Below are 25,522 nucleotides of genomic sequence, written 5' to 3'. Positions count from 1 at the left end.
AATTCCAACGAAGATCCAGCTGTTCAAAATGGCTGCGCAGCTCATATTTAGAAGGCGGAATTGGTATTAGGAGTTCACTTCCCAGTATCTGCGCTCTATTGGAAATTTCTGGCTTGGTTCGAGTAAGTCAAAGATATCTGGAACAGGTAGAACAATTGACTGATTGTTTGTTTTTTACCGGCTTTCATGACTGGCAGGACTGATTATAAAACAACTTGTACAGGGCTAGTGAAAAGCCTGTTTGCTGTGTTGTATCCGTTTGTGAAACAATGCGGGATAAGTAATAGTTTAAGTGGCCACCGAAAAGTGATTGCGTCTAAATCCTGTTGTTCTTTGAATAGTCAGCTTCATGCCCTGCTTTAGTGTGGGGTTATGGTTATGTTCTTGGAAGTGCGGGGGTATTCGTACCATAGTGTGGTGGCTCTAAGGTAGCCATATACGTGATTGACATCGATGGATTCAGGCCAAATGTAGGCATTATCCTGGCGAATCATCACGGTCAGTTATTGTGGGCCCGGCGGATCAGGCAGGATGCTTGGCAATTTCCCCAAGGTGGCATCAATGATGGGGAAACACCGGAAGATGCGATGTACAGAGAGCTGTTTGAGGAGATAGGTCTTCATCCTGAAGATGTAGAAATCCTTGGCTGTACCCGTGGGTGGTTACGTTATCGTCTGCCGAGACGACTCGTCCGCCGGGATCAGCAGCCGCTGTGCATTGGGCAGAAGCAGAAATGGTTTTTGCTAAAGCTATTGAGCAATGATGACCGTATTCGGGTTGACCACACCGGGTCCCCGGAATTTGATGGCTGGCGCTGGGTGAGTTACTGGTACCCTCTTGGTCAGGTAGTTTCGTTTAAGCGGGAAGTCTACAGACGGGCGCTGAAAGAGTTGGTACCCAGAATTGGGAAGTTACAGTCCAGAGGGGGGTGACATGTTGTGGAGCCCGATGGATATATATTCAAACCTGTGGGCTGCAATAACAAGAAGGTTGTTACCAGACAATATAATTTGCCATGGATTGCTATTGTACTGTTAAAGTAGTTGCAGCAAGTATTATCAGACCGGGTATGTGATAGACATGCTAAACACCCTGCGCAATATCGTACAGGAAGTCAGTTCTGCCTCTGATCTACAGGTGGCACTGCAGATTATTGTGCAGCGGGTTCGTGGTGCCATGAACACCGAGGTGTGCTCGGTCTATCTATACGATTCTGAGAGCGCCTCTTATACGCTGATGGCTTCAGAAGGTTTGAATCCTTCTGCTGTCGGACAGGTGACTCTCTTTCATTCTGAAGGTCTTGTCGGGCAGGTGGGGCTGCGTGAAGAACCCATAAACCTCGAAGAGGCGGCTTCTCACCCGAAATTTCACTATATCCGTGAAACCGGAGAAGAGCGATTTACCTCTTTTCTGGGTGTCCCCATCATCCATCACCGTAATACGCTGGGTGTGCTGGTCGTTCAGCAGGTTGAGCAGCGGCGTTTTGATGAACATGAAGAAGCTTTTCTGGTCACCATGTCTGCCCAGTTGGCAGGGGTTATTGCCCATGCCCAGGCGACCGGTTCAATTAATAATGTCTCCACGCCCACCCGCAAAAAAAGAATTGCACGCTTTCAGGGGAGTGCAGGTGCCACTGGGGTAGCGATCGGTGATGCGGTTGTTATTACGCCTCCGGCTGATCTTGGGGCAGTACCAGAACGTACCTGCAAGGATATAGATCTGGAACTTGCATTGCTTGACGATGCGCTGGCTGCGGTGCGGGAAGAAATGAAAGAAACCGCTGAGCGGCTTTCTGACCGTTTACCTGCCGAGGAACAGGCACTCTTTGATGTTTATCTGAGAATGTTGGATGACCGGGCCCTTGGGCAGGAGATAAGAGAGCGGATTCAAGGCGGATCCTGGGCACAGGGTGCCTTGAGACAGGTGATCGAAGAGCATATCCGCAATTTTGAAATGATGGACGATCATTATCTCCGTGAACGGGCTGCCGACGTGAGGGATCTGGGGCGTAGAGTGCTTTCTCATCTCCAGCAGGGAGAACATGCGAGGGTTGAATACCCGGCGAATACCATTCTGATCAGTGAGGAGCTTTCTCCGGTTATGCTGGGCGAGGTTCCGCAGGAGTCATTGGCGGGCCTGGTTTCCAAGCAAGGTTCCAGTAACTCTCATGTGGCTATTCTTGCCCGTGCTTTAGGTGTGCCAACTGTCATGGGGGTGGTTGATCTGCCTTTCCATAAGCTGTCCGGTAAAAAACTGATTGTGGATGGTAATCTTGGGCTGATTTACTCCTCTCCTGCCCAGGAGCTGCTGGATTATTACACCGAAGTACTCGAAGAGGAGAATCAGTTCAGTAAGGGGTTGGAAGCCATCAGAGATCTGCCTTGCGAGACCCCGGATAATTACCGTATTCCGCTCTGGGTCAACACAGGCCTGATGACCGATACCATCCGCTCACTGGATAGAGGGGCTGAAGGTGTTGGCCTGTATCGGACTGAAGTCCCTTTTATGGTTCGGGATCGCTTTCCCAGTGAATCCGAACAGGAAAAGATCTACCGGCGTCAGCTTGAAGCGTTTGCTCCACGACCCGTTACCATGAGAACCCTGGATATTGGCGGAGATAAGTCGTTGAGTTATTTCCCCATCAAGGAAGATAACCCTTTTCTTGGCTGGCGGGGGATTCGGGTAACACTGGATCATCCGGAAATCTTTCTGGTGCAAGTCCGGGCCATGTTGAAAGCCAGCGTGGGCCTGGATAATCTCCGGATTATGTTGCCGATGGTATCCAGTATTTTTGAAGTCGAGGAAGCGCAACACCTGATTCACCGGGCCCATGCGGAAGTGCTTGCTGAAGGCCTGCCGGTATCAATGCCACCAGTTGGTGTGATGGTGGAAGTGCCCGCTGCCGTTTATATGGTCAAGGACCTTGCACAACGTGTCGACTTTCTTTCCATCGGGTCGAATGACCTTGTTCAATACCTGCTGGCTGTAGACCGCAACAATCCACGGGTATCTGACCTTTATCACTCCTTTCACCCCGCAGTTCTGCATGCCTTACAGAAGGTTGCGGATGATGCCCATCAGGAAGGAAAGACCGTCAGCATCTGCGGTGAAATGGCGGGTGATCCTGCTGCAGCTGTACTGTTAATGGCCATGGGCTTCGATATGCTGTCTATGAGTGCCGTGAATCTGTTAAAAGTAAAATGGGTGTTAAGGCGCATCGGTATGGATCGTGCGAAAGCGATATTGTCGGATTTAATGAAACACGACAATGCGCAGGTTATTCGCAGTTCCCTTGAACTTGCCCTTTGCAAAGAAGGCATGGGCAAGGTTCTCGGGATCAAGAGCAGGCGCTTCTAGGAGGCTGTCCGAGAATAGCGCCCGTAGCGAGGACGGCAGAAAATTGAGGATAAAAATTCGGCGCAAAACCATGCCTGACTGATTTCTTTGTTGACAAAGCACTGAGCCGGAACCGAACAACCCCCGTCTTGGCAATGGCAAAGTTACACTCCTGCTTCAGCTCAAACTCCAGGCGCTGCTTCTCATCCATCACACCAAGCACCATATCTTTTGCCTCTGTGGTCGTCAGCGGTGTCTTGTTGACAGGTATCAAACGTCCGTCAAGCTTTATACTGGGAGGAAAGCCTGCAGTGATAAAAAGATCCGATGCTTTTTTAACGGCGACCAGTTTTAATAATTTTTCAATATCCATTTATCATCACATTGACGTTAAAATACAGCCCGGGAACTCGTCAGGAATATCAACTGTCCCCGGGACACTAAAATGCATCGCGATCCTTGGCCTTTTCACGAGCCACATCACGAGTGATCAGTCCCTTTTTCATCAGGTTCATCAGGCACTGATCCAGTGTTTGCATACCAAGCCCACCGCCGGTCTGAATGGCCGAATACATCTGGGCAACCTTGTCTTCCCGAATCAGGTTTCGAATACCGGCAGTACCGAGCATAATCTCATGGGCGGCTACACGGCCTCCACCGTTTTTCTTCAAAAGTGTTTGCGAGATCACAGCCTGGAGTGATTCAGAGAGCATTGAACGCACCATGGACTTCTCTTCCGCCGGGAATACATCGACGATACGGTCAATGGTCTTTGCCGCCGAGGTGGTGTGCAACGTACCGAACACCAGATGACCGGTTTCCGCAGCGGTCATGGCCAGGCGGATCGTTTCCAGGTCACGCATCTCACCGACCAGAATAATATCCGGATCTTCACGCAACGCGGAGCGCAGGGCACTACTGAAGCTGTGAGTATCCCGATGCACTTCCCGCTGGTTAACCAGACACTTTTTCGGGGTGTGGATAAATTCAATGGGGTCTTCAATGGTCAGGATATGCTGATATTTGGTGTCATTAATGTAATCCATCATGGCCGCCAGTGTGGTGCTCTTGCCAGAGCCGGTAGGGCCAGTCACCAACACTAGCCCCCTGGGTTTATCAGCAATGGTTTTAAATACCTGTCCCATGCTCAGGTCATTCATGGTCAGTACTTTACTGGGGATTGCCCGGAACACCGCCCCCGCACCTCTATTATGGTTGAAAGCATTAACCCGGAAACGGGCAACGCCCGGTACTTCAAACGAGAAGTCAGCTTCCAGGTGCTCTTCCAGATCTTTACGCTGTTTGTCGTTCATGATGTCATAGATCAAACCATGAACTTCCCTCTGATCCATGGGCGGCAGATTGATACGGCGTACATCACCATCGATTCGAATAATTGGCGGAAGTCCTGCCGACAGATGCAGATCCGAAGCCCCCTGTTTATAGCTGAACGCCAATAGCTCAGTAATATCCATTTATTATCCCCCTTACACCAGGAAGCAGGTAAACTAGCCAATTTATTTACCCGGTAATGTACAACCTGATGACCTTATTACAAAACCGCTTTCAACGGGTTTATGACCGAATTCATCAAGCTGAGCAAGCCTGCAATCGCAACGGGCAAGTGCAACTGCTGGCAGTCAGCAAAACCAAACCTACCTCTATGGTGCGTGAAGCATGGCATCTGGGTCAAAAGCATTTTGGCGAAAGCTACCTTCAGGAAGCCCTGGGCAAAATTCATGAACTCAGTGACCTTGCGGATATCCACTGGCATTTCATCGGCCCAATTCAGTCAAACAAAACCCGGGATATCAGCAGCCACTTTGACTGGGTTCATAGTGTTGACCGCCTGAAAATTGCGCAAAGGCTGAATGATCAACGTCCCCGGGAACTCTCCCCATTAAATGTCTGTTTGCAAGTTAATATCAGCGGCGAAGAGACAAAATCCGGGATCAGCCTGAATGAGCTGCCAGCGCTGGTGCCATCCATTGCCCGTTTACCCCACCTGAAACTGCGTGGCCTGATGGCTATTCCCGCCCCGGAAACCGACCCTGACCGACAACGCGAGCCTTTCCGGGCGCTGACCAATGCGTTACATACCCTGAATACCGAGTTCTCGCTAACGATGGATACCTTGTCCATGGGCATGACGGATGATCTTGAGGCAGCGATTCAGGAGGGTTCAACCATGGTTCGTATCGGTACTGCGCTGTTTGGCTCCAGAACCTCTGCTCATCAAGAGCCTCAAAGAGAGCCTCAAAGGGACAACCACCAATGACTGAATCAACCATTGCTTTTATCGGTGCTGGCAATATGGCCAGCAGTATTATCGGCGGCCTGATCAATAATGGCTGGCCAACCTATCAGTTGATTGCTTCCGCCAGAACGGCAGAAACGTTGTCCGATATCCGCGAAAAATTTAATATTGCAACCACCGTGGATAACCATCAGGCCGTCAGCAAGGCTGACATCATCATGCTTTGTGTGAAGCCACAGGTGATGAAAACGGTTCTGACCGATTTAAGTCCGTCCATAAAACCCAATGCCCTGATCATCTCCGTCGCTGCCGGCATTACCATGGAAAGCCTGCAAAACTGGGGAGGTGAGCACCTTTCGATCGTGCGCAGCATGCCGAACACACCTTCTGCGCTGCAATGTGGTGCCAGCGGTTTGTTTGCCAACAAAAACGTCAGTACTGCTCAGAAAGCGCTGACCGATGATATTTTTAATGCCATTGGTATTGCCAGGTGGGTCGACCATGAGTCGTTAATTGATGCTGTCATTGCCGTTTCCGGCAGTGGCCCGGCCTACTATTTCCTGCTGATGGAAATTATGGAACAGGTTGGTATTCGCCTTGGCCTTGATGCAGAAACCTCAAGACAGCTGACACTGCAAACGGCCCTGGGGGCTGCCAGAATGGCAACGGAAAGTGATGTTGATGTGGCCGAGCTTCGTCACCGCATTACCTCTCCCAACGGAACCACGGAACAGGCCATAAAGACGTTTCAGGAACAGGGGTTACCTGAACTGGTGGCACAAGCAATGAATGCTGCCGTCAACCGGTCGATAGAACTTGCAGAGACTCTGAAAGACTGAATTCTGTTGACGGGCGATGGCAAGCCTTTATTGTAATATGCATAAAGATTATTAAATTATTAATTGATCAAAGGGTAACCAATACACTCTATGTCTGCACTTTCTTCGAGTCTCAGCTTCCTGATCCAGACCCTGGGTGGTTTGTATATCATGGCTGTGTTGATTCGCTTTCTGCTTCAGCTGGTTCAAGCCGACTTCTATAACCCTATTTCTCAAGCCATAGTGAAAGCAACATCGCCACTGCTCAACCCCATCCGCAAGGTAATTCCCGGTTATGGCGGTGTGGACATGGCCTCTCTGGTTCTGGCACTGATACTTCAGATCATACTGCTCTATGTACTGCTATTGATGGGTGGTTACTCCCTGGCGGCCATTCCCTTCCCCAGTGTCTTGATCAGTAGCCTGGTTAAACTGTGCATAGAGTTTCTGAATATTTATATGTTCAGTCTGATCATTATCGCCATTGCCAGCTGGGTAGCCCCGAACAGCTATAACCCGGGACTCATACTTTTGTTCCAGATTACCGAGCCACTCACCAGCCGTATACGCAAAGTGATCCCTCCCCTTGGCGGGCTGGATTTTTCCCTGATGGTTCTGGTGATCATTATTATTACCCTGAAGAACTTTCTGAGCGCCCTGGCCTGACCCTGCCAACCTGGCGCTGATCTCTGGATTAGCGCCAGTGTCTCACCCTCCATTTCAGATTCTTTAAAGTGTCTCCTTTCCGTCGATATTAAGGCTACTACTCCCCAAGCAACTGTGAGGCAGCTGAAAGGACCATGGGACAGGCCATTAAGTACATGCTTCGAAAGTCCATATGGCCCCAGGCAAGGTTTATTGGCAAAGCGACCGGACAATGGCTTGTATCAGCTGCCTGTATTTTAAGCCTCAGCAGTCCTTTCTCGACGGCAAGTGATGAAAAACTGCTACTGAGTGAAGCGGAATCGCCACCATTTATCCACACCTTTCAGCAGTCCGACTTTAAGAATGGATCTGAGCTGATCATCAGTGGCAATAATGGATCAGACAAACAGCAAATCCTGATTGTGCGGATTGATAATAAAAGCTCTGCAGATTACCGATCCAGGGTCAACCAGGAGTTCACGCTCTCACCCGGTCCGTTTGAAGTGGTATTACCCCTCTCAGGACTGAAAACATCCGGCGGACAACCCTTTAACCAGCCATACACCAAACTGTTTGTGTTCAGTGCCGATATGTGGGCTGGCATCGACCTGGAAAAAATCCATATCAGCTCCGCCGCCAGGCTGCCCGAAAACACGCTGGCACTGGATTTTGGTTCAGGCAACAGTGCGGCTTTCCCCGGCTTTGAATCCATTGGCAAAAACAGCTCATACCTGAAAGGCAAAATCACCGAACGGGTTCGTACTTCCGGTGATGCGCTGATTCGGGATGGTATTGCCGGGGTTGCCAGCCTGCAGATCCCCTGGTCTGATGGATTATGGAAACTCAGCCTGTGGACACAGGATCAGGGGGAATGGGAATACCTGCCTCACTTTCTTAACCGGCAAATCATCGCCAATGGCACCACCATCGTTGATGAGAAGTTTACCCGAGAGCAGTGGATCAATGATGTTTATCTGGCTGGCAGGAAAAAAGAAGGCGGCATTGATGGGGACTTTTGGGCATTGGTTGGTAAACGCCGCAGTCACTTTATCAACAAAAACATTGGTGTCACCAATGGGATGGTGACTATCGATCTGACCGGAGACTATGACGCCAGATACCTCGCGGCTCTGGTCCTGGAACCTATTAAAGGTACCTTTGCCCAGGCCACTCAGGAAAAACGACAGGAACGCCTCCTTAATCAATGGCCTGTAGCGACTGAGCCATACACCCCGCCAGACACTCTCTCACTGGCAGATATCAGCCAGCAGGTAAAAGATGATGACGCTTTTTATCTGGCAGCCAGAAACAGCATGCTCAACCTGGCCTTTGAAATAGCAAGCCCGATGGATGATGTTGCACCCGCGGTTGTGGTTTCCCCGCCCAAATCGTCGAAAGGAGAACCCTTAACAGTCATCACCCGCTATGGGCACTGGCGTTATGAAAGACCGACCCCCAATGCCACGTCACTGATACTGGATGACAGTTATCTCCGTGCCGATATGGAAAGTCTTCGTCTATCCAGCAAAAGGCCCAGACGCCTCTATGTTCAGGTGAAGGTTCCCGCTGAAGCAGGCGCTGGCGACTACTCTGGTATGATTCAGCTGTTCAGCCGTGGTGAACTGCGGCTGCTGCATTATAAAGTGCGGGTACTTCCGACCGTGCTGCCAGAACTGGAAACCCCTGTAGGCCTCTATCTGGAGCCTGCACCTTACTATCATTGGTTCAAGGGACTGGCAGGACAGAGTGCCAATGCCTCCTCTTGCGATCTTTCCCTGCTGGCTTCCCACGGTTTCAGCACCGTAGCTCCTGCCTTCACAACGCCAGACACTGATACCGGACGACAGGCGTTTATTCAGCAACTGCAGCAATTAGTGCGCTTTGGCTTCAACGGCAAAATTCTGGCTTACGCACCGTTGAAACGCCTGTTAAGTCAGAAGGGCGAAACAGAGGCAATAGCGAACTTAAAACAGCTGCAACAGCTATCGAAGAACCAGAACCTCCCTGAAATTTACTGGTCAATTTTTGACGAGCCAGCCAAGGATCACTTTTCTCAAATAAAGAACACCGCCAGCCTGCTAAACGATAACGCTCTGTCATTTAAAACTGCTGGCCATATGAACCATGACCATCAGGCTGAACTTGCCGAAGTAACGGATCTTCTCTTGATCAACCACGGCACCGAAGTTACCGAAGAAAATATTGACCGTTGGCAAGAAAACAGTACGGTCTGGCTATACAACATGCCCAGACCCGGGTTAGCGGCTGGCCTGTATCTCTGGCGATCCGGTGCTGAGGGCTATTTACAATGGCATGGCCGTATGCCTACTGCCGACCCATTTGATCCCACCGATGGTCGGGAGGGGGATGTCATGTATATCTACCCATCCGCCAGCCGGTGCCCGGAAGTTCTGGATATTCATCGTCGTTTTCTTGATTTGCATGAAGCGACCCTTGATTTACGCTGGTTACAGTGGCTTGAAGGCATATCCCACAAACAAACGGAAGCCAAACAGATTCTGGCAGAACTTCGGGCAGAAATACCGCCACAATGGGAACGGGCGGCATTAATAACAGAGGAACAGCGGATGGCAATACGTGGCAGAATAATATCAATAATGAGCAGATAGCAAACCATGCTCTTGCCGCAATGCATGGAAGCAGTGAGTCCGTCTTGACTGATTAATTATTATCAAGGATTGGAGAGAATACTGTGGAGCCTATTATACCTTCAAACCAACCAATATCAGTGTCGCCGCAGGCATTAAATCCGCCAGACGCATCCTCCCGAACCGCTTTATCGGCCTCTGATATTATTGAAAAACTGATGGATAAAGTATCGTTTGCGATCCTGGGCATTACAGACAAAAAAAGTACGGTAGTGTCTTCTGCCAGTCTGGCACCGGTTCTGGGCATGGTTCTGGCGAGTATGGAAGATAACGCCAAGAAGGAATTGCTCCTGGGACTCCCCCCGGGCTCGTTAACTGAAGAGCTGGAGATTGAAATCCATCAAAAGCTCGGTGAATTCAGCAAAGACCACCCTTATGATGAAACTCATAAGACAATCTCTGCCGCCAACTTTGTTGCTACAGCCTCTTCTACCAAGGATGAGTATCTTGAACGGATACTGCCTGAATGTTATCAAACCCAAACGTTGGAAAATGGTGACATGAACGTAGCGGACGCCACAGATACTTTTGTTAATGAGAAAACCAAAGGAAAAATTAAAACGTTGTTTGATGGTTTTTCTGAATTTGATCGGAAACAAGTTTCAGTGGTATTAGGTAATGTGATGGAATTCCGGGGTATCTGGGAAACAAGTTTTTCTCCAGATAAAACGGCTCCGGGCCGTTTTCTGTGTGCAGATGGAACTCGTATCGAAAACGTCAAGAAAATGTGTACGACCGAAGATTTTCACTTTGCTAATGATGGAGAGTTTACTGCCATTGCCAAAGAGTTCCGATCGGAAAATGGGGAAGATCTTAAATTGGTCGCAATAGCACCGAACGAGACCAGTGCGACAGCGATTAACAACCTTGATTCTGGAACTATTAACCATCTGATTGGCAAATTGGATGAACGTAAAACGGAGATTACGCTGGATCTTCCCATTATAGAAGTAGAGAACAGTGGTGATACTGAACTACTGGAGAAAATTACGCATGCCCTGGGAACTTCCATAAAAGCTCAGGATTTGTCCAGGTTAGACCCATCACCGTCTTATGCTCTAAGGATGGTGCAGAAAATCAAAGTATCCGTTGATGAGCAGGGTGCTCACAGTTCAATTGCCACTGCAGCAACAGCGCAGTCAAGGGGGGGAGCCCAGGATTTCTTTAATATTGACTGCCCCAGCTATATTGCCATTGTTGACAGCAAAGGTAATCGGTTGCTTGAGTTGGTCATTAAGGATGGCAGCTTTCTGGTGCCCGATGGTTCGCCTGTGATCACTGCCCCTGAAGGCCCGGAAGATGGTGATCTGTCGGATGATGAAGAACATTATACCTTTGGCAATACCCGGTTAACATTCAGGAAAGGTGAACTTGTTCAAAATGTCAGGAAGAATTTTACCGAGGCACATCGACAAGGTAAAACCAATAAAGGTTTTCCAAAAAATGACTTTTTACCTCTCCAAAATGACCGATTACAAAAAGACGGAGAAAGCAGTATTGAAGACGTTAATACCTCTACATTAAATAGGTTATCTAAAAATTTTCAAGATGTTGATGACGAGAGTACATTAATACTGCGTGGGCTTAACCTGAATGGGGAGTTTAATATTTCCGGAGTTGAGTTAGTTGATGATTATGACTTATATATTATTGTTGATACTGTGGATACAGCAAATAAGGTTAGACAAAAAGTATTAAAATCAATTGGAGAAGAAGAACATAAACAATTTGTTCAAGTTTGGAAGAATTTAAAAACTGTTAAAGTAGAGGTTTCATTCAAGGCTTTGGAAGCACTGCGGGATACGTTACTTAGTGATAATAAATAAATACAATGCAAAACCGGAGATTAATCACCTCCGGATTTATTAACATCAGGCTTCAGCTTCTTGTCACGAGCCTCGGCCATGGAACCCCTTTTCCTGAAAGTGCCTTTCCACTGAGCCGCATCTTGACCTACTTCTGCACGTCTTCTTTAAGAATGCGACGACGGGAACCAGTGACCTCACCAAGATCAACACCAAACTCACAACTATTGTCGATCGATCAGTCATTAAGCTTAAAATCCTGTTTAGCAAGGGATACAGTGAAAATATAACAGATTTTCTATACACAACTGCTCCACTTTATCGCAGGAATCAAGGCGTTAGCGTAAATAACCAACCGGTTAGTGATTTATGCGAAAGAAAATTGTCAACTATTTGTATACCAAGGCATGTTCTTAGACCGCGTCACAGAATCTTTTGTTAATAATAAGACCAACGAAAAAATTAAAACGTTGTTCGATGATTATAGTGACGCTGGACGGAAACAAATTACAGCGGTAATAGGAAATGTTATGGAATTCCGGGGTGTCTGGAAGAACAGTTTTTCTTCTACTGAAACGGCCCTGGGCGAATTTCAGTGCGAAAGTGGAGCTATTATTAATAACGTCAAGATGATGTGTGCAACTGATCGTTGTCATGTTGCCAGTACCATAGAATTTGAGGCCATTGCCAAAGAATTTCGATCTGTGAATGGAGAAGATCTCAAATTGGTCGCGATAATACCGAGCATAAGAAGTGCGACAGCAATTAACAACCTTGATTCTGAAACAATTAACCATCTGATTGGCAATTTAAATGAACATCAAATGGAGCTTGAGCTAAAGCTACCTAAATTAGACGTAGTGGACAGTTGTGATAGTGATCTACTAAAAAAAATTTCGCGGGCATTGGGAATCTCCATAGAAGCAGAAGATTTATCAAGGCTAGGCCAACTGTCCCGTCAAGAACTGAACATTATTCAGAAGATCAAAACATCCATTGATGAAAAGGGAGCTCAAGGTGCAATTGCCACTGCTGCAGCAATTGTTTTAAGGGAATGCTTTATAGAACCAGATGAAGAAGAACCAATTCCTTACTTTCATTTTGACTGCCCTGGCTACATTGCCATTGTAGACAGCAAAGGTAATCGGTTGCTTGAGTTGATAATTAAGGATGGCAGCTTTTTGATCCTTGATGGTTCACCAAAAATCACATTCGCTGAAAACTGTTGATGTGAGTAGTTTAATACAACATAAGTTTAACCCGAAAGGTCAGTTTAATATTATAAGCGCTAAGGCAGATAAAGCCATGTTAACAATCAGGGTTGATTCTTTGGATGATGCCAATGAGATTAAAGAAAGAATATTAGAAAAAATTGGAAGAGGACATAAAACTTTTGTTGAAATTTGGGATTTTAATCCTATTCAAATACAGGTTTCATTTGATGCCATGAAAGCACTGCTTGATAAGTTAAGATAATTATAAATAAATACAATGCTAAATCCGGAGATTAATCACCTCCGGATTTTTTATTAAAAAAGCCTCAAAGAAGCAGCTTGCGAATATCGGTCAACAATTCACCCAGCAAGGCGGTGAAGCGTGCCGCATCCGCACCATTGATGGCTCTGTGATCATAAGACAGTGACAACGGTAACATCAGCTTCGGATCGAAGTCCCTGCCATTCCACACTGGCTTCATGGCAGCCCTGGACAGCCCCAGAATGGCGACTTCTGGCGCATTGACGATCGGAGTAAACGCCGTGCCACCGATAGAACCCAAGCTGGAGATGGTAAAGCAGCCACCCTGCATTTCATCAGGCTTCAGCTTCTTGTCACGGGCCTTACCAGCCAGCTCGATACATTCAGCAGACAGTTCCCACAGGCTCTTCTGATCCACGTTCCTGATCACCGGCACCAGTAGACCGTCTGGCGTATCAACCGCGACGCCAATATGGATGTATTTCTTGTAGACCAGCGTTTCACCATCCGGGCTCAGGGAAGTGCAGAACTGTGGCAGCTCTTTCAACACATAAGCAACGGCTTTCAGAATAAACGGCAGTGGTGTCAGTTTGGTACCACGAGCCTCGGCCATGGCCTTCTGAGCCTTGCGGAACGCTTCCAGTTCAGTAATGTCACACTCATCAAACTGGGTAACGTGTGGCACAGTCAGCCAGGAACGCTGGAAGTTGTGAGCCGCCACTTTGCGCAGGCGATTCAGGGCAACCTTCTCGATGTCACCCCACTTGCTGAAGTCGATCTCTGGCATGGCTGGAATACCCAACCCGGAAGAAACACCTTGAGCAGCCCCTTGTCCTGAAAGTGCTTTTTCACTGAGGCGCATCTTGACGTACTTCTGCACGTCTTCTTTCAAAATGCGACGACGTGGACCACTGCCAGTCACTTCGGCAAGATCAACGCCGAACTCACGGGCCAGTTTGCGCACCGCCGGGCCTGCATGGAGTTTGCGATTGGTACGCTCAAGTTCCACAGGGTGCGCTTCCGCATGCGGTGGTGGCGCTGATGGTGCGCGAGCCTCCTGCTGCGGTGGAACATTGGCAGGCGCAGCGGCTGCAGGCGCAGGCTGGCTGACAGCCGGTGCTGCAGCGCCACCAGACACTTCAATATCCAGAATCAGGTCGCCCTGGCTAAGGGTATCGCCCTCTTTAACCTTAATGGCTTTCACAACACCGGCAAACGGTGAAGGCACTTCCATGGTCGCCTTGTCAGATTCCAGCACGATCAGTGACGTTTCTTCTTCAATCTGATCACCAACCCTGACACAGACTTCAATCACGGGAACATTCTCAGCACCGATATCGGGTACAGGCACAGACTCAATCCGGGAGCCACCGGCCGGCACCGGTGCCGCTTCAGTAACTGGAGCTGCTGCCCCGGGTGCTTCTGCTGGCTGCCCGCTATCCGCTGAAGGCTCCACAATCTCAGACACTGCTGCAGCCATCTTAACCATCGGAGCACCTTCGCTGACATTGTCACCTATATTCAGCAGCACTTCTGTCACCACGCCATCCCGTGGTGCCGGGACTTCCATGGAGGCCTTGTCAGACTCCAGGACCATCAGGGAGTCTTCGGCCGATACCGTATCACCAGGCTGGACGCAGATTTCGATGACTTCTGCCTCGCCACTGCCGATATCTGGAACCTTGATGATTTCGTCACTCATTCCTCATACCTTCTCTTCAGTTCCAGACTCAGCAATACAAAGGGTTTGCTCTGGTTGGGTCAATATCAAACTTCTTGATGGCCTCACTGACCACAGAGGCATCCAGCTCACCATCCTGAACCAGCGCATACAGGGCAGCAACCACGATGAAGTAACGATCCACCTCGAAGAAGCGGCGCAGCTGTTCCCGGGTGTCAGAGCGGCCAAATCCGTCAGTACCCAGAGAAACGAAGGTTGCAGGCACAAACTCACGAATCTGGTTGGCGTACTGGCTTATATAGTCAGTAGCGGCAATAACCGGACCTTTTCGGCCAGACAGCTGCCGCTCTATCCAGCTGACTTTCTTCTCAACTTCCTTCACCAGAGGGTTCAGCATGTTGTAACGCCTGGCGTTCTGACCATCCCGGGCCAGCTCGTTAAAGCTGGTTGCGCTCCAGATATCCGATTCAACGTTGAACTCATCACGCAGAATACCGGCAGCAGCACGGAGTTCTTCAAGGATAGTGCCACAACCCATCAGCTGGACCTTAAGTCCCTGGTTACGGGAATTTTCTTTCAGGTTGTAAAGTCCCTTGATGATGCCTTCGATCACTTCAGGGCCTTCCGGCAGCGCTGGCTGACGGTAGTTTTCATTCATGGCGGTGATGTAGTACCAGACGTTGTCACCGTTGCCATACATACGCTGCAGACCGTTCTGGATAATCACTGCCATTTCATAGCCGTAGGTGGGATCATAGCTAATGCAGTTCGGTACCGTGGATGCCAGAATATGGCTGTGGCCGTCCTGATGTTGCAGACCTTCACCGTTCAGCGTGGTACGACCCGCAGTAGCACCAATCAGGAAGCCACGAGCCTGGATATCACCCGCTGCCCATGCCAGATCGCCAGTACGCTGGAAACCAAACATGGAATAGAATGCGTAGAACGGAATCATCGGCACGTTGTTGCTGCTGTAAGAGGTTGCTGCAGCAATCCACGCGGCATGGGCACCCGCTTCGTTAATGCCTGCTTCCAGAATCTGCCCCTGCCTGGATTCTTTGTAGAACATCACCTGATCGGAGTCTACCGGCTCATAGTTCTGGCCTTCGGCAGAGTAAATACCCAGCTGACGAAACATACCTTCCATACCAAAGGTACGGGCTTCATCAGGAATGATCGGCACAATGTGCTTGCCAAGGCTCTTGTCTTTGGCCAGTGCGCTCAGAATACGAACGTAAGCCATGGTGGTGGAGATTTCACGCTCACCACTGCCCTTGGTCACGGCTTCAAAAGCCTCAAGGCCGGGGATTTCCAGCTTAACGTCCGTTTCTACCCGACGCTGTGGAATAAAGCCACCCAGCTTTTCACGACGCTTGCGCATGTACTTCATTTCCGGGCTATCAGCGTCTGGCTTGAAGTAAGGCAGGGTCTCAATATCATCGTCTTTGATCGGCAGATCAAAGCGATCACGGAAGTGCTTCAGGTCATCAACCGGCAGCTTCTTGACGTTGTGGCTGACGTTGGCCGCTTCACCAGTGGTACCAGTACCATAGCCCTTAACCGTCTTGGCAAGAATGACAGTAGGCTGGTCTTTATGGTTTACAGCCTCGTGGTAGGCAGCGAAGACTTTGTAGGGGTCATGACCACCACGGTTCAAACGCCAGATATCATCATCCGACAGGTGTTCAACCAGCTTCAGGGCTTCAGGGTCACGGCCAAAGAAATGCTCACGGGTCCAGGCCCCCCCTTTCGCCTTACAGTTCTGGTAATCACCATCAACGGCCTTGTCCATCACTTCCTGCAGCTTGCCATGCTTGTCCTGGGCCAGCAGCGGATCCCAATGACGGCCCCAGACGACCTTGATGACGTTCCAGCCAGCCCCCCGGAAGATGCCTTCCAGCTCCTGAATGATCTTACCGTTACCACGCACCGGCCCATCCAGACGCTGCAGGTTACAGTTGACCACGAAGATCAGGTTATCCAGCTTCTCACGACCGGCCAGAGAGATGGCACCGAGAGATTCCGGCTCATCCATCTCACCATCCCCGAGGAATGCCCAGACCTTACGGTTTTGATCCTGGGACATGCCACGGTTAATCAGGTACTTCATGAAGTGAGCCTGATAGATCGCCTGCAGAGGGCCGAGGCCCATGGATACGGTCGGGAACTGCCAGAAGTCAGGCATCAGCTTGGGGTGAGGGTAGGAAGAAAGGCCATTGCCATCCACTTCCTGACGGAAATTATCCAGCTGGCTCTCGTCCAGACGCCCCTCCAGAAAAGCCCGGGAGTAGATACCAGGCGCTACGTGTCCCTGGTAATAAACCAGATCACCTTCACGATCACTGCCCTGGCCGTGGAAGAAGTAGTTGTAACCGATGTCGTACAGAGTGGCACTGGAGGCGAAGGAAGAGATATGTCCACCCAGGCTGCTGTCCTTCTTGTTGGCACGCATCACCATAGCCAGCGCATTCCAGCGAACCAGGGAGCGAATACGACGCTCCATAAACAGGTCGCCGGGCATGCGGGCTTCTTTTTCAGGAGGTATCGTATTGCGATAAGGCGTGGTAATAGCGTATGGCAGCTGAGTACCTTTGGCACGAGCATGCTGAGAAAGGCGGGTCAGCAGAAAATGAGCACGGTCTTCACCTTCCTGCTCCAGGACGGAATCCAGTGCTTCCAGCCATTCCCTGGTTTCTATAGGGTCGATATCATGCATATCAAATCGGCTCCGAGATCGATAGGGTTGGGAACCTGACTGAGAATAGACTGCCATCAATACAAGGCATTCTATTCTCAGCCAACCTCCCGGGTCAGGCGCAGATGAGACAGGGCCTGGGCAGGAATACGAATCCCGCCCTGAACCTGGATCAGGGTTTCCGGACATAATGGTCGGAATGGATCAGACAGCCCCTCCCACAGGAGGCAATGCTTTTTATCTCCCCGGCTTCACAGGTGAGTCTGATGCCCGGTTATCCTGCCAAGCGAGTAGCAATTCTGCTAACCCTTACGCCTGTTGACGTATCAAACTGCCACACCAAACTTCGCGTTCGTTTTTGTTAATGGTTGATCACCTGCAACATCAAGCATTCCGAACAAATTTCGTCTAACAGCCCAAGCTTAAGAAAATTGATATTGATCAAATGCAATATAACTACAAGATAAGCAATTCCCGCAATGAGTACCAGTACTTAGGTGTAGTTTTTTTACAAAAAGCATTGATTTTCCTAAAAAAATCTTGGAAAACAGAAAACAAAAACACATATTTAAGACCAGATAATGCCAATCTCGGATTTTGCTGGCTAAAAAACGAACAACCAATGATTCATTAACCAGAAAATTTGGCTTTGGTCAACACCACTTTAGATGAACCAATCATCAGGTGCTAAAGCCGCTATTTTTGAGCAAACGTTGGGCAACAGGCACCTGCGAAAACCAGTCCATCCCTATTCAGTCCGTTGTTCGACTTCGTTTCCAGCGCCGATGACTCCAGAGAAACGTTTCTGGCTGCTCATAAATGGCATCTTCTGCGGCCTTAACATAGGCATCAATGATCTGATGATTGTTGTTATCACGGGTATTTTCATAAGGAGGCATAGCCAGTTCTTTAAACTCAAGCTCATAGTAACCACGCTTTAGCCGTCGGCATTGGGCAAAAAAAACGGGGCTTTGGGTAAGGTAGGCAATTTTTTCCGCTCCCAGATAAAAAGGAGCCTCTTTATTGAGATAAGGGACCCAGTAACTGCGCTCTCCTTCTACCGGAGTCTGATCAGCCAGCAACACAAAAAGCCGAAAGCTATTTTTGCGTTTCAGGATATCTCGACCAGCCTGCTTCATTGGAATGGGACGTGAATTAAAGCGGCTGCGAACTTCATGGATAAACTGATCCCAGCCCTTGTTGTGCAGTGGTTTATAAACCGGGTCAATAGGCACACCAAGGTGTTGCGAAACGGCATGGAGCATCCACTCCCAGTTCCCCTGATGGATGGTCAAAACAATAATTGGCCTGGATCTTCCCTGCGATGCAGCCTCCACAGCACCAGCACCAATAATTGCGCAGCGTTCTTTAAACGCTTCTGCGCTCATCCTTTGGGCCTTAATCACTTCAAGGGAAAGATCCGACAGGTGCCGGTAAAACTGTCTTGTCAGAGCAGAAATATACTCTTCCCTTTTTTCTGGAAAAGCCTGGCGCAAATTTTTGTGAACAGTCCCTGCTCGATATTTAAACAGATAAAAAGCGAACAAATAGACAAGGTAGGAAATAATATAAATGACCTTAAAAGGAATGCGCGAAATAAACTTTGCAAACAACATAACAAAACAGGCTCTTCCCTCTGACACAAACCTGAACCACTCAAAATAAATAATTCCGAATAATATGAACTTTTCAAACTCAATATTATCAGAGCTTTTATCTACTATTAACTTCTGAAATCGTAAACGTCATAAATATGGATAGGATGTCATTTATTGATACGCCGATTTTTAAATCAGCACTAGAGTCTAGTAAAAAAGTAACTCAGCCTATATGTCATGATATTAATGGATTGTCTATTGGTGGAGTTCGTCATTCATCTACCTCGTTTGCAGATAATAGACCAGTGGAAGAGATTCCCATAGGCAAGCGATCCATTAGTGATCCAGGCCCCATCTTTGTAAAGTGCAATAAAAATTTTTTTTGGGACTTATCACGTATAGACCTTAAATCGTTACTCCTTCCGGGAACCTTTTTTACCGACCGTTCAAAATATATCGTAGGTTTGCAACTTGGTCAGCAAATTACCGAGATTTTATATAGAGGTACAAGCACGGAAGACACTGAAATAAAATCACTCAATGCCTATCAACAAACTCTATATAAGCTCTGCAAACTTAAACTGTTCGATTACCCTGCTCAATTTGTTTTTTTTGATCTGGTTGGAAGCAAACTCAGGCGGTTGTTACCTGAAGACCTGGTTGAAGAGCTGGACTCAAAACAGCTTCAAGATTACTTATCAGTAAAGGAAGGTTTTATTAACCTTCAACTTAACGCAAAACAAAAAGCAAACATTCAAGAGCAAGTCAAAGTGAGTGACAGAGATGATGCAGAGACCGTGTGCAACGCCCAGAAATATCGATATTCTCAACCCAACGGCATAGAAGGGGAAAAATTTGTCAAAGCCTCAGCTCCTAAAATCCAGGGTGCATTATTTAAAGTTCTGGGAGAACTGGCTCAGGGTGGAATTCAATTGCAAGATGCCCCAGAGTTTATTGGTTATGTCCCTTCAGAGGTAGCCAACCCTCTGGTAGAAAAATCAGGTTTTACCGACAGCAACTGGTCAGGCAACTTCATGCACGGTAAATACTCACATTTGCTGGCACTGGCATTTCTTAGTAGAGAAGCCAGCCTGACCGCATCAACACTGAAAGCCGTCGTGACTCATGGCCTTTGGGATGATCTGTTAGACCAGAACCCATATTCAGAAATAGATATTGAACAGTTGGATGATCATGAATACCTGATTCATGAAAGAAATCCATTCACCTTTCCATTCAATCCTTTCGCATTTCAGGAAATGCTTTGCACTGGTCAAGTTTCTTCTACCCTGCGGCAGATTGCAGACATATTTGCAGGACTCTCAAATTGTGAGCGTTCCATGCTCGCAACAGCTTTTCAGGAAAAGGGTACTCCTGAAAGACTCTTGACGATGGCTCAAAATATTCAACTGCTGGAGCACATTATTGCCCTGGAGCATCATAACGATATATTTGAAATCAAACAGAATTTTACCATGCCAACGTTTGGACTTGTCCCCCAGGAGATTTTGGAACAAAACGACGTATGGACACTTGGACAATTTACAGAGTTCAAACAATCAAGAGAACTATCAGCGTTTGCTGCCAGGAGAGCATTTCAACGGGGAGATAAAGTTGTTGCCATCTCAAAGCAATTCAAAAATCCACTTTATCGACTAATTGGCTGTGCAGATATTTCTCAACGAGAGATCAGGAAGGTGAAAGACTTTGATGCACAACCAGCTTTCTTCAGCTTTATTGTCTGGCCTTCACAAAGCACCTAGGAGGCTGTCCGAGAAAACGGAGATATGGCTATAGTAATACCATTCCCATAAAATGACGCCAGTAACCAGAAGAGAGCGGTTTTATGGAGTCACTCAGGGCACAACTCAGTCAACAATTAACTGCCTCCGGGTCACCTACTACGGAAGTTCTTCCTGAAGAAATCAGGAACGTGGTCACTGCTCACTGGCAACAGTTTGTCGATTACAACCCGTCATTTACTTTTCCTGGCACCCTTTTTCCTGACCACAGCAATCAACTGAGTCCTGAGCTCATGGATCAGCTGATCCATTGCTGGGCAGGCAGTGACTTTGCCGCGCAGCAGTGCATTCGTCACCCTCAGTGGCTTGCCAGCATTCTGGAAAACCATGACAAACTCCCTGATCTTGCCCAAACCCACCGGGAACGTTTACTTAAAGCACTTTCTGCTGTTGAGAATGAGCAGGATCTGATCAAGGCTCTCAGACTTTACCGCAACCGGGAAATGCTCCGAATTATCTGGCTCGATCTGAATCGTCGGGTCAGCATGCCGGAAACCACAGCGGATATGTCTGCCCTGGCGGATGCCTGCATTGATAGCACGCTCAACTGGCTTTACCAGGACAGCTGCCAGACCATGGGAACGCCCTATGGCACAAACATCCCGGGGGAAGAACCGGTTCTCCAGAAAATGGTGGTACTGGGTATGGGCAAACTGGGGGCCAGAGACCTTAATCTCTCTTCAGACATCGACCTGATGTTCACTTACCCCTGCCAGGGAGAAACCCGTGGCAGCAAGAAGGTCATTACCAATCAGGAGTTTTTTATCCGTCTTGGCCAGCGACTGATCAAGGTGCTGGATTGTCAGAGTGCCGATGGTTTTGTATTCCGGGTTGATATGCGACTGAGGCCTTATGGTTCCAGCGGAGCCCTGGCCATGAGTTTTGCTGCCATGGAGCAGTATTATCAGGATCAGGGCCGGGACTGGGAGCGTTACGCCATGCTCAAGGCCAGGGTGGTTGCCGGAAATATACTCGCAGGCCAGCTACTGCTCAGCCAGCTTCGTCCTTTTGTTTATCGTCGCTATATTGATTTTGGCTCCATCAGCGCCCTGCGGGAAATGAAGCAGCTGATCCGCCGGGAAGTAAAACGCAAAGGCATGGAGAACAATATCAAGCTTGGACCGGGTGGTATTCGTGAAATTGAGTTCATCATTCAGTCTTTCCAGTTAATTCATGGCGGACGTGACCGCAGTCTTCAGGAGCGAAACCTGCTGGCGGTTTTATCAACGCTGCAGCGCAAACACTATTTTTCTCCTGACGAAGCCAATGAACTGAAAGCCGCTTATATCTTCCTTCGTAACCTGGAACATGCCATTCAGGCCATTGCCGATCGACAGACTCAGGATCTTCCGAAAAGTCCGGAGGCTCAGGCACGGATCGCCTTCAGTATGGGGCAAAAAGACTGGTCCGGGTTACTGGGCAAGCTGGAAGAACACCGTCAGCAAGTCACCACTCACTTTGATGGGGTTATTGCCGATCCTGAAACCGCAAATACCAAAGATGCCCACGGCAACCAGTGGCAAGCCCTCTGGCTTGGCCAACTTAACGAGGAAGAAGAACAGCAGCTGATGACCCAAGAGGGCTTCCAAGATGTCGACGCCTCCCGGCAGCGACTGGTTTCCCTGCGAGATGGCAAAGCCATTACCCGGGTCAGAAGGCAGAGCCGTGACCGTCTGGATAAGTTTATCCCGCTCCTGCTGAGAGTGGCCGCCAATGCCAATGAACCTGATACTTTTTTACTGCGAATTCTTCCACTGATTGAGGCAGTACTGCGTCGAACGGCTTATCTGGTCCTGCTGATCGAAAACCCTGCCGCTCTGGAGCACCTTGGCAAACTCTGTATTGCCAGCCCATGGATTGCTGAACAGATTGCCCGCTTTCCAGCGCTTCTCGATGAGTTCCTCAATCTTGGTGACCTCTATAACCCACCGGAAAAAGAAGCATTGGCCGACGAGCTGAGACAACAGCTCGCCCATATTCCGGAAGACGATCTTGAGAACCAGATGGAAGTTCTGCGTCACTTCAAAATGGCTCATGTCTTACGAGTGACCGCTGCCCAGGTTTCCGGCACCCTGCCTCTGATGAAAGAGAGTGACTACCTGACCTGGATTGCTGAAGTTATTCTTGATGCCGTTCTGGCCATTGCCTGGCGAAACCTGGTCGAAAAATATGGAATGCCTCAGGATGCTGACGGTAACCTGTGTGATACCGGCTTCATTATTGTTGGCTACGGCAAGCTGGGCGGTATTGAGTTAGGCCCTGGCTCTGATCTTGACCTGGTATTCATCCATAATGGCGGTACCAATAAAGAGACCAATGGGCCCAGGGCCATTGACAGCACAACGTTCTATACCCGCCTTGGTCAGCGAATCATCCATATTCTGGCGACGCAGACACCCTCCGGTATTCTTTATGATGCGGATATGAGATTACGCCCATCCGGCTCAAAAGGGTTACTGGTCAACTCCTTCACTTACTTTGAGAAATACCAGAAAGAAGAGGCTTGGACATGGGAACATCAGGCCCTGGTGCGCGCCCGTGTGATTGCTGGTGACCCAACGCTGGCACAGAAATTTACAGGCCTGAGATCAGACATTCTCGGCCAGCAACGGGATGTTAAAAAACTGCGTGATGATGTTGTGGCTATGCGCCAGAAAATGCGGGGACACCTGAGGTCAACATCATCTTCAGTAAATAGTGGAGTCTTCCATTTAAAACATGACCCGGGCGGCATCGTTGATATTGAGTTTCTGATGCAGTTTGCCGTTCTGCGGTACTCAAGCCAGTACCCTTCACTGTTGAAGTGGACCGACAACGTGCGGATCTCTGAAGAACTGGAGATTGCAGGCCTGTTGCAACATGAAGACGCCCATCAGCTGCGGGAGGCTTATAAAACATTCCGGTTCAGTATTCATCAAAAAGCATTACAAAACGAGACCCCTGAAGTAGAAAATACCTCTGGCAACTGCCTGCGTCAGGCGGTTATGACTATCTGGGCAAACTGTATGAAATGAGCAAGTATCAAGCGACACCATTTCAATGAGTTTGAGGTGTGTAATCTCCGTTCACCCCGAGCGTCCTTCGACTCCGCTCAGAATGCACGGTAGAAGGGTGATTGGCACAGTCTTTATTATTTAGGGTATGGAGCTTACGCCCTTCGACTTCGCTCAGGACGAACGGAATTCGTCATTGATAGAGGGAACCCATCAAATACATTGAAACCGTGTACTAGACCCATGCTGTGGCATGAGAGTATGTCGAAGAAAACCTTTTTTGCTCTTCAAATAGCTTTGCTAACCATTAAAGGGAAAGGCCTTCTCACCTACTTTGGTCTTTACATATAGACTGCCACCCGGAAGCATGTGGGGTTTAAGATCCTTTATTGCCATAAACAGGGGGCAACCACTAGGTATATTCATGTCCCCCTGCGGTTTTTCGAAGCTTGAACTCGTTAGCTGAGAATCAAATCCATCAGCCCACACAACCTGCCCTCCTTTCCCAATTATCTCGAAGGTCAAATTTTTATTGAATGGCCAGGTCAGAATATCGTCATATTTGCCTTTCATAATTGCTAAAAACAGGCTGATATGAGTTCCTTTTCCCTCACCATCACCATTTGGATATATTTTTACTGACATCCTGTATCCATCTGGCGCCGAATAAAAAGCCGGACTGCGTAATGATGTTTTTCTGCCCGTCCTTGCCGCTTCAATAGCTTCTCTGAAGTCGTCTATTACCCATACATACGTTCCATCTGTGCGCTGGTCCTTCAAGCCATTTATTTGACTTTCATGATAAGCGCAGGTCAAAGAGAGGGTGTATACAGTGTTTGAGAGGCTGTCTACAGTTCTTTGAAGTTCACTGATTTTCCCGGCCTGCACTTTGTTTATCTCATGCAGACTTTCATTTCTTTCATTGCTCAACATTAACTGCCTTTGAAAGGCATGAACCAGACTTCTTTCATCCTCGGATCCAGCTAACCTCCCTGAGAAGTTGCCATGTGACCCCAAACCTTCTGAAGCTGGATGTAATCTCTGCGGTTCAACCACCGGGGGAGCAAGGCTTCGATGACAGTTTGTGTCATGGAAGTGTTCAGGTAACTCACTTAATGTTACAGACTGAAGACATTCAACCTGAACACCACCCTGATCTGCTGGCAACTTTCTTGCACAATGTACAGTGAGGCGCTGAGACAAACCGGTCAGTTCTTCATCCTCGCCATAGTTTCCGAAGCCAGAGGGGTCTGCTTCTTTGATACAATTTATGTCAGCTGCTAACGTATGACCGATCAGTGGTTCGATCATTGAAACGTCTTTTGGTCGCATATCAAGGATGGCCTTATCAATGATTTCCCGATGTCCCAAAGGCCTGCCTTCCATGATATGTTGTTTATGCTTCGAACACTGACTACATAACAAACTCTCAATTTCCTTTATATCAGCATATTTACATCTAAACTCTGCTCCGCTGGATGTTTTGAATACGTTACCTGATAGGACTTGCTCCTGATATTGATCATAAACCTTCCAATATTGAAAAGCCTCTCTGCCCGATGATAAATGGGCAGAGCATCCATTACCTGCGTTCATTAGCAAAAGCTCCTGTTTAATTTTTATACGGCAATCAATTGAATAGTTAACCAAATGAAATCATATTTTATGACTATGTGATCAGTCACTGTGCGTCGTTACAACTCCGGTCACATAGCTACGGCTATGCTCCCTTCGTTGTGCCTTGCAT

General features: G+C 48.4%; 18 protein-coding genes. 11 read left to right on the top strand and 7 right to left on the bottom strand.

The genetic code is table 11. The annotated features are described in order from the left end of the window. Positions 1-440 precede the first annotated feature (440 nt). A complete protein-coding gene (gene rppH / locus KDK15_RS14125) occupies positions 441-932 on the top strand; it encodes an RNA pyrophosphohydrolase (RefSeq protein WP_257296028.1) in 492 nt (163 codons plus the stop codon). Between the two features lie 148 nt (positions 933-1,080). Further along, a complete protein-coding gene (gene ptsP, locus KDK15_RS14120) occupies positions 1,081-3,357 on the top strand; it encodes a phosphoenolpyruvate--protein phosphotransferase (RefSeq protein ID WP_257296027.1) in 2,277 nt (758 codons plus the stop codon). Here the strand turns inward: ptsP and KDK15_RS14115 are convergent. Next, positions 3,338-3,709 (bottom strand): hypothetical protein, encoded by a 372-nt coding sequence (locus KDK15_RS14115; RefSeq protein ID WP_257296026.1) that lies wholly within the window; start codon positions 3,707-3,709, stop codon positions 3,338-3,340. The two genes, ptsP and KDK15_RS14115, sit on opposite strands and share 20 nt — an antisense overlap. A 67-nt stretch (positions 3,710-3,776) precedes the next feature. Next, positions 3,777-4,811: a type IV pilus twitching motility protein PilT gene (locus KDK15_RS14110; protein ID WP_257296025.1), complete on the bottom strand. Its 1,035-nt coding sequence runs from the start codon at positions 4,809-4,811 to the stop codon at positions 3,777-3,779. A 68-nt stretch (positions 4,812-4,879) separates the two neighbouring features. Here KDK15_RS14110 and KDK15_RS14105 point away from each other — a divergent pair, with 68 nt between their 5' ends. The 4 genes from KDK15_RS14105 (at position 4,880) to KDK15_RS14090 (ending at position 9,686) form a co-directional block, all read left to right on the top strand. Then, the gene (locus KDK15_RS14105) at positions 4,880-5,614 is read left to right on the top strand and encodes a YggS family pyridoxal phosphate-dependent enzyme (protein WP_257296024.1); all 735 of its coding nucleotides are present in this window, start codon (positions 4,880-4,882) and stop codon (positions 5,612-5,614) included. Further along, positions 5,611-6,432 carry a pyrroline-5-carboxylate reductase gene (gene proC, locus KDK15_RS14100; protein ID WP_257296023.1) on the top strand — a complete coding sequence of 274 codons (822 nt, stop codon included), beginning with the start codon at positions 5,611-5,613 and terminating at the stop codon, positions 6,430-6,432. Before KDK15_RS14105 ends, proC begins: the two co-directional genes overlap by 4 nt. A 90-nt stretch (positions 6,433-6,522) precedes the next feature. Further along, entirely contained in the window at positions 6,523-7,077 is a 555-nt protein-coding gene (locus KDK15_RS14095; protein WP_257296022.1) for a YggT family protein, read from the top strand. Between the two features lie 134 nt (positions 7,078-7,211). After that, positions 7,212-9,686, top strand: a complete 2,475-nt coding sequence (locus KDK15_RS14090) for a glycoside hydrolase domain-containing protein (protein ID WP_257296021.1) — start codon at positions 7,212-7,214, stop codon at positions 9,684-9,686. A 52-nt stretch (positions 9,687-9,738) separates the two neighbouring features. Here the strand turns inward: KDK15_RS14090 and KDK15_RS14085 are convergent, their stop codons facing one another. Continuing rightward, on the bottom strand, positions 9,739-10,002 hold the full coding sequence (locus KDK15_RS14085) for a hypothetical protein (RefSeq protein ID WP_257296030.1): 264 nt from the start codon (positions 10,000-10,002) through the stop codon (positions 9,739-9,741). Here KDK15_RS14085 and KDK15_RS14080 point away from each other — a divergent pair. The 3 genes from KDK15_RS14080 (at position 9,884) to KDK15_RS14070 (ending at position 13,006) form a co-directional block, all read left to right on the top strand. After that, positions 9,884-11,551 carry a serpin family protein gene (locus tag KDK15_RS14080; protein ID WP_306800354.1) on the top strand — a complete coding sequence of 556 codons (1,668 nt, stop codon included), beginning with the start codon at positions 9,884-9,886 and terminating at the stop codon, positions 11,549-11,551. The genes KDK15_RS14085 and KDK15_RS14080 overlap by 119 nt on opposite strands. 386 nt (positions 11,552-11,937) lie before the next feature. Continuing rightward, on the top strand, positions 11,938-12,759 hold the full coding sequence (locus KDK15_RS14075) for a serpin family protein (protein WP_257296020.1): 822 nt from the start codon (positions 11,938-11,940) through the stop codon (positions 12,757-12,759). Between the two features lies 1 nt (position 12,760). Continuing rightward, positions 12,761-13,006: a hypothetical protein gene (locus KDK15_RS14070; protein ID WP_257296019.1), complete on the top strand. Its 246-nt coding sequence runs from the start codon at positions 12,761-12,763 to the stop codon at positions 13,004-13,006. 64 nt (positions 13,007-13,070) lie between these two features. On the opposite strand, the gene aceF is transcribed toward KDK15_RS14070, so the two are convergent. From aceF to KDK15_RS14055, 3 genes are all read right to left on the bottom strand, one after another. Further along, positions 13,071-14,708 carry a dihydrolipoyllysine-residue acetyltransferase gene (gene aceF, locus KDK15_RS14065; RefSeq protein WP_257296018.1) on the bottom strand — a complete coding sequence of 546 codons (1,638 nt, stop codon included), beginning with the start codon at positions 14,706-14,708 and terminating at the stop codon, positions 13,071-13,073. Between the two features lie 28 nt (positions 14,709-14,736). Further along, a complete protein-coding gene (gene aceE, locus KDK15_RS14060; RefSeq protein WP_257296017.1) occupies positions 14,737-17,403 on the bottom strand; it encodes a pyruvate dehydrogenase (acetyl-transferring), homodimeric type in 2,667 nt (888 codons plus the stop codon). 731 nt (positions 17,404-18,134) lie between these two features. Beyond that, positions 18,135-18,998 (bottom strand): lysophospholipid acyltransferase family protein, encoded by an 864-nt coding sequence (locus KDK15_RS14055; protein ID WP_373691377.1) that lies wholly within the window; start codon positions 18,996-18,998, stop codon positions 18,135-18,137. Positions 18,999-19,144: 146 nt separating this feature from the next. On the opposite strand from KDK15_RS14055, the gene KDK15_RS14050 reads away from it, so the two are divergent. Together KDK15_RS14050 and glnE are read left to right on the top strand one after the other, a co-directional pair. Beyond that, a complete protein-coding gene (locus tag KDK15_RS14050) occupies positions 19,145-20,743 on the top strand; it encodes a hypothetical protein (protein WP_257296015.1) in 1,599 nt (532 codons plus the stop codon). Positions 20,744-20,826: 83 nt separating this feature from the next. Continuing rightward, a complete protein-coding gene (gene glnE, locus KDK15_RS14045; RefSeq protein ID WP_257296014.1) occupies positions 20,827-23,796 on the top strand; it encodes a bifunctional [glutamate--ammonia ligase]-adenylyl-L-tyrosine phosphorylase/[glutamate--ammonia-ligase] adenylyltransferase in 2,970 nt (989 codons plus the stop codon). Between the two features lie 279 nt (positions 23,797-24,075). On the opposite strand, the gene KDK15_RS14040 is transcribed toward glnE, so the two are convergent. Further along, complete coding sequence (locus tag KDK15_RS14040; protein WP_257296013.1) at positions 24,076-25,371, bottom strand: hypothetical protein; 1,296 nt, start codon at positions 25,369-25,371, stop codon at positions 24,076-24,078. Between the last annotated feature and the right edge of the window lie 151 nt (positions 25,372-25,522).

This window comes from Endozoicomonas sp. YOMI1 (assembly GCF_024606345.1).
Taxonomy (GTDB): Bacteria; Pseudomonadota; Gammaproteobacteria; order Pseudomonadales; family Endozoicomonadaceae; genus Endozoicomonas.
Note: the sequence above shows the minus strand (reverse complement) of the source record. Positions and strands in the feature narration are given on the sequence as shown.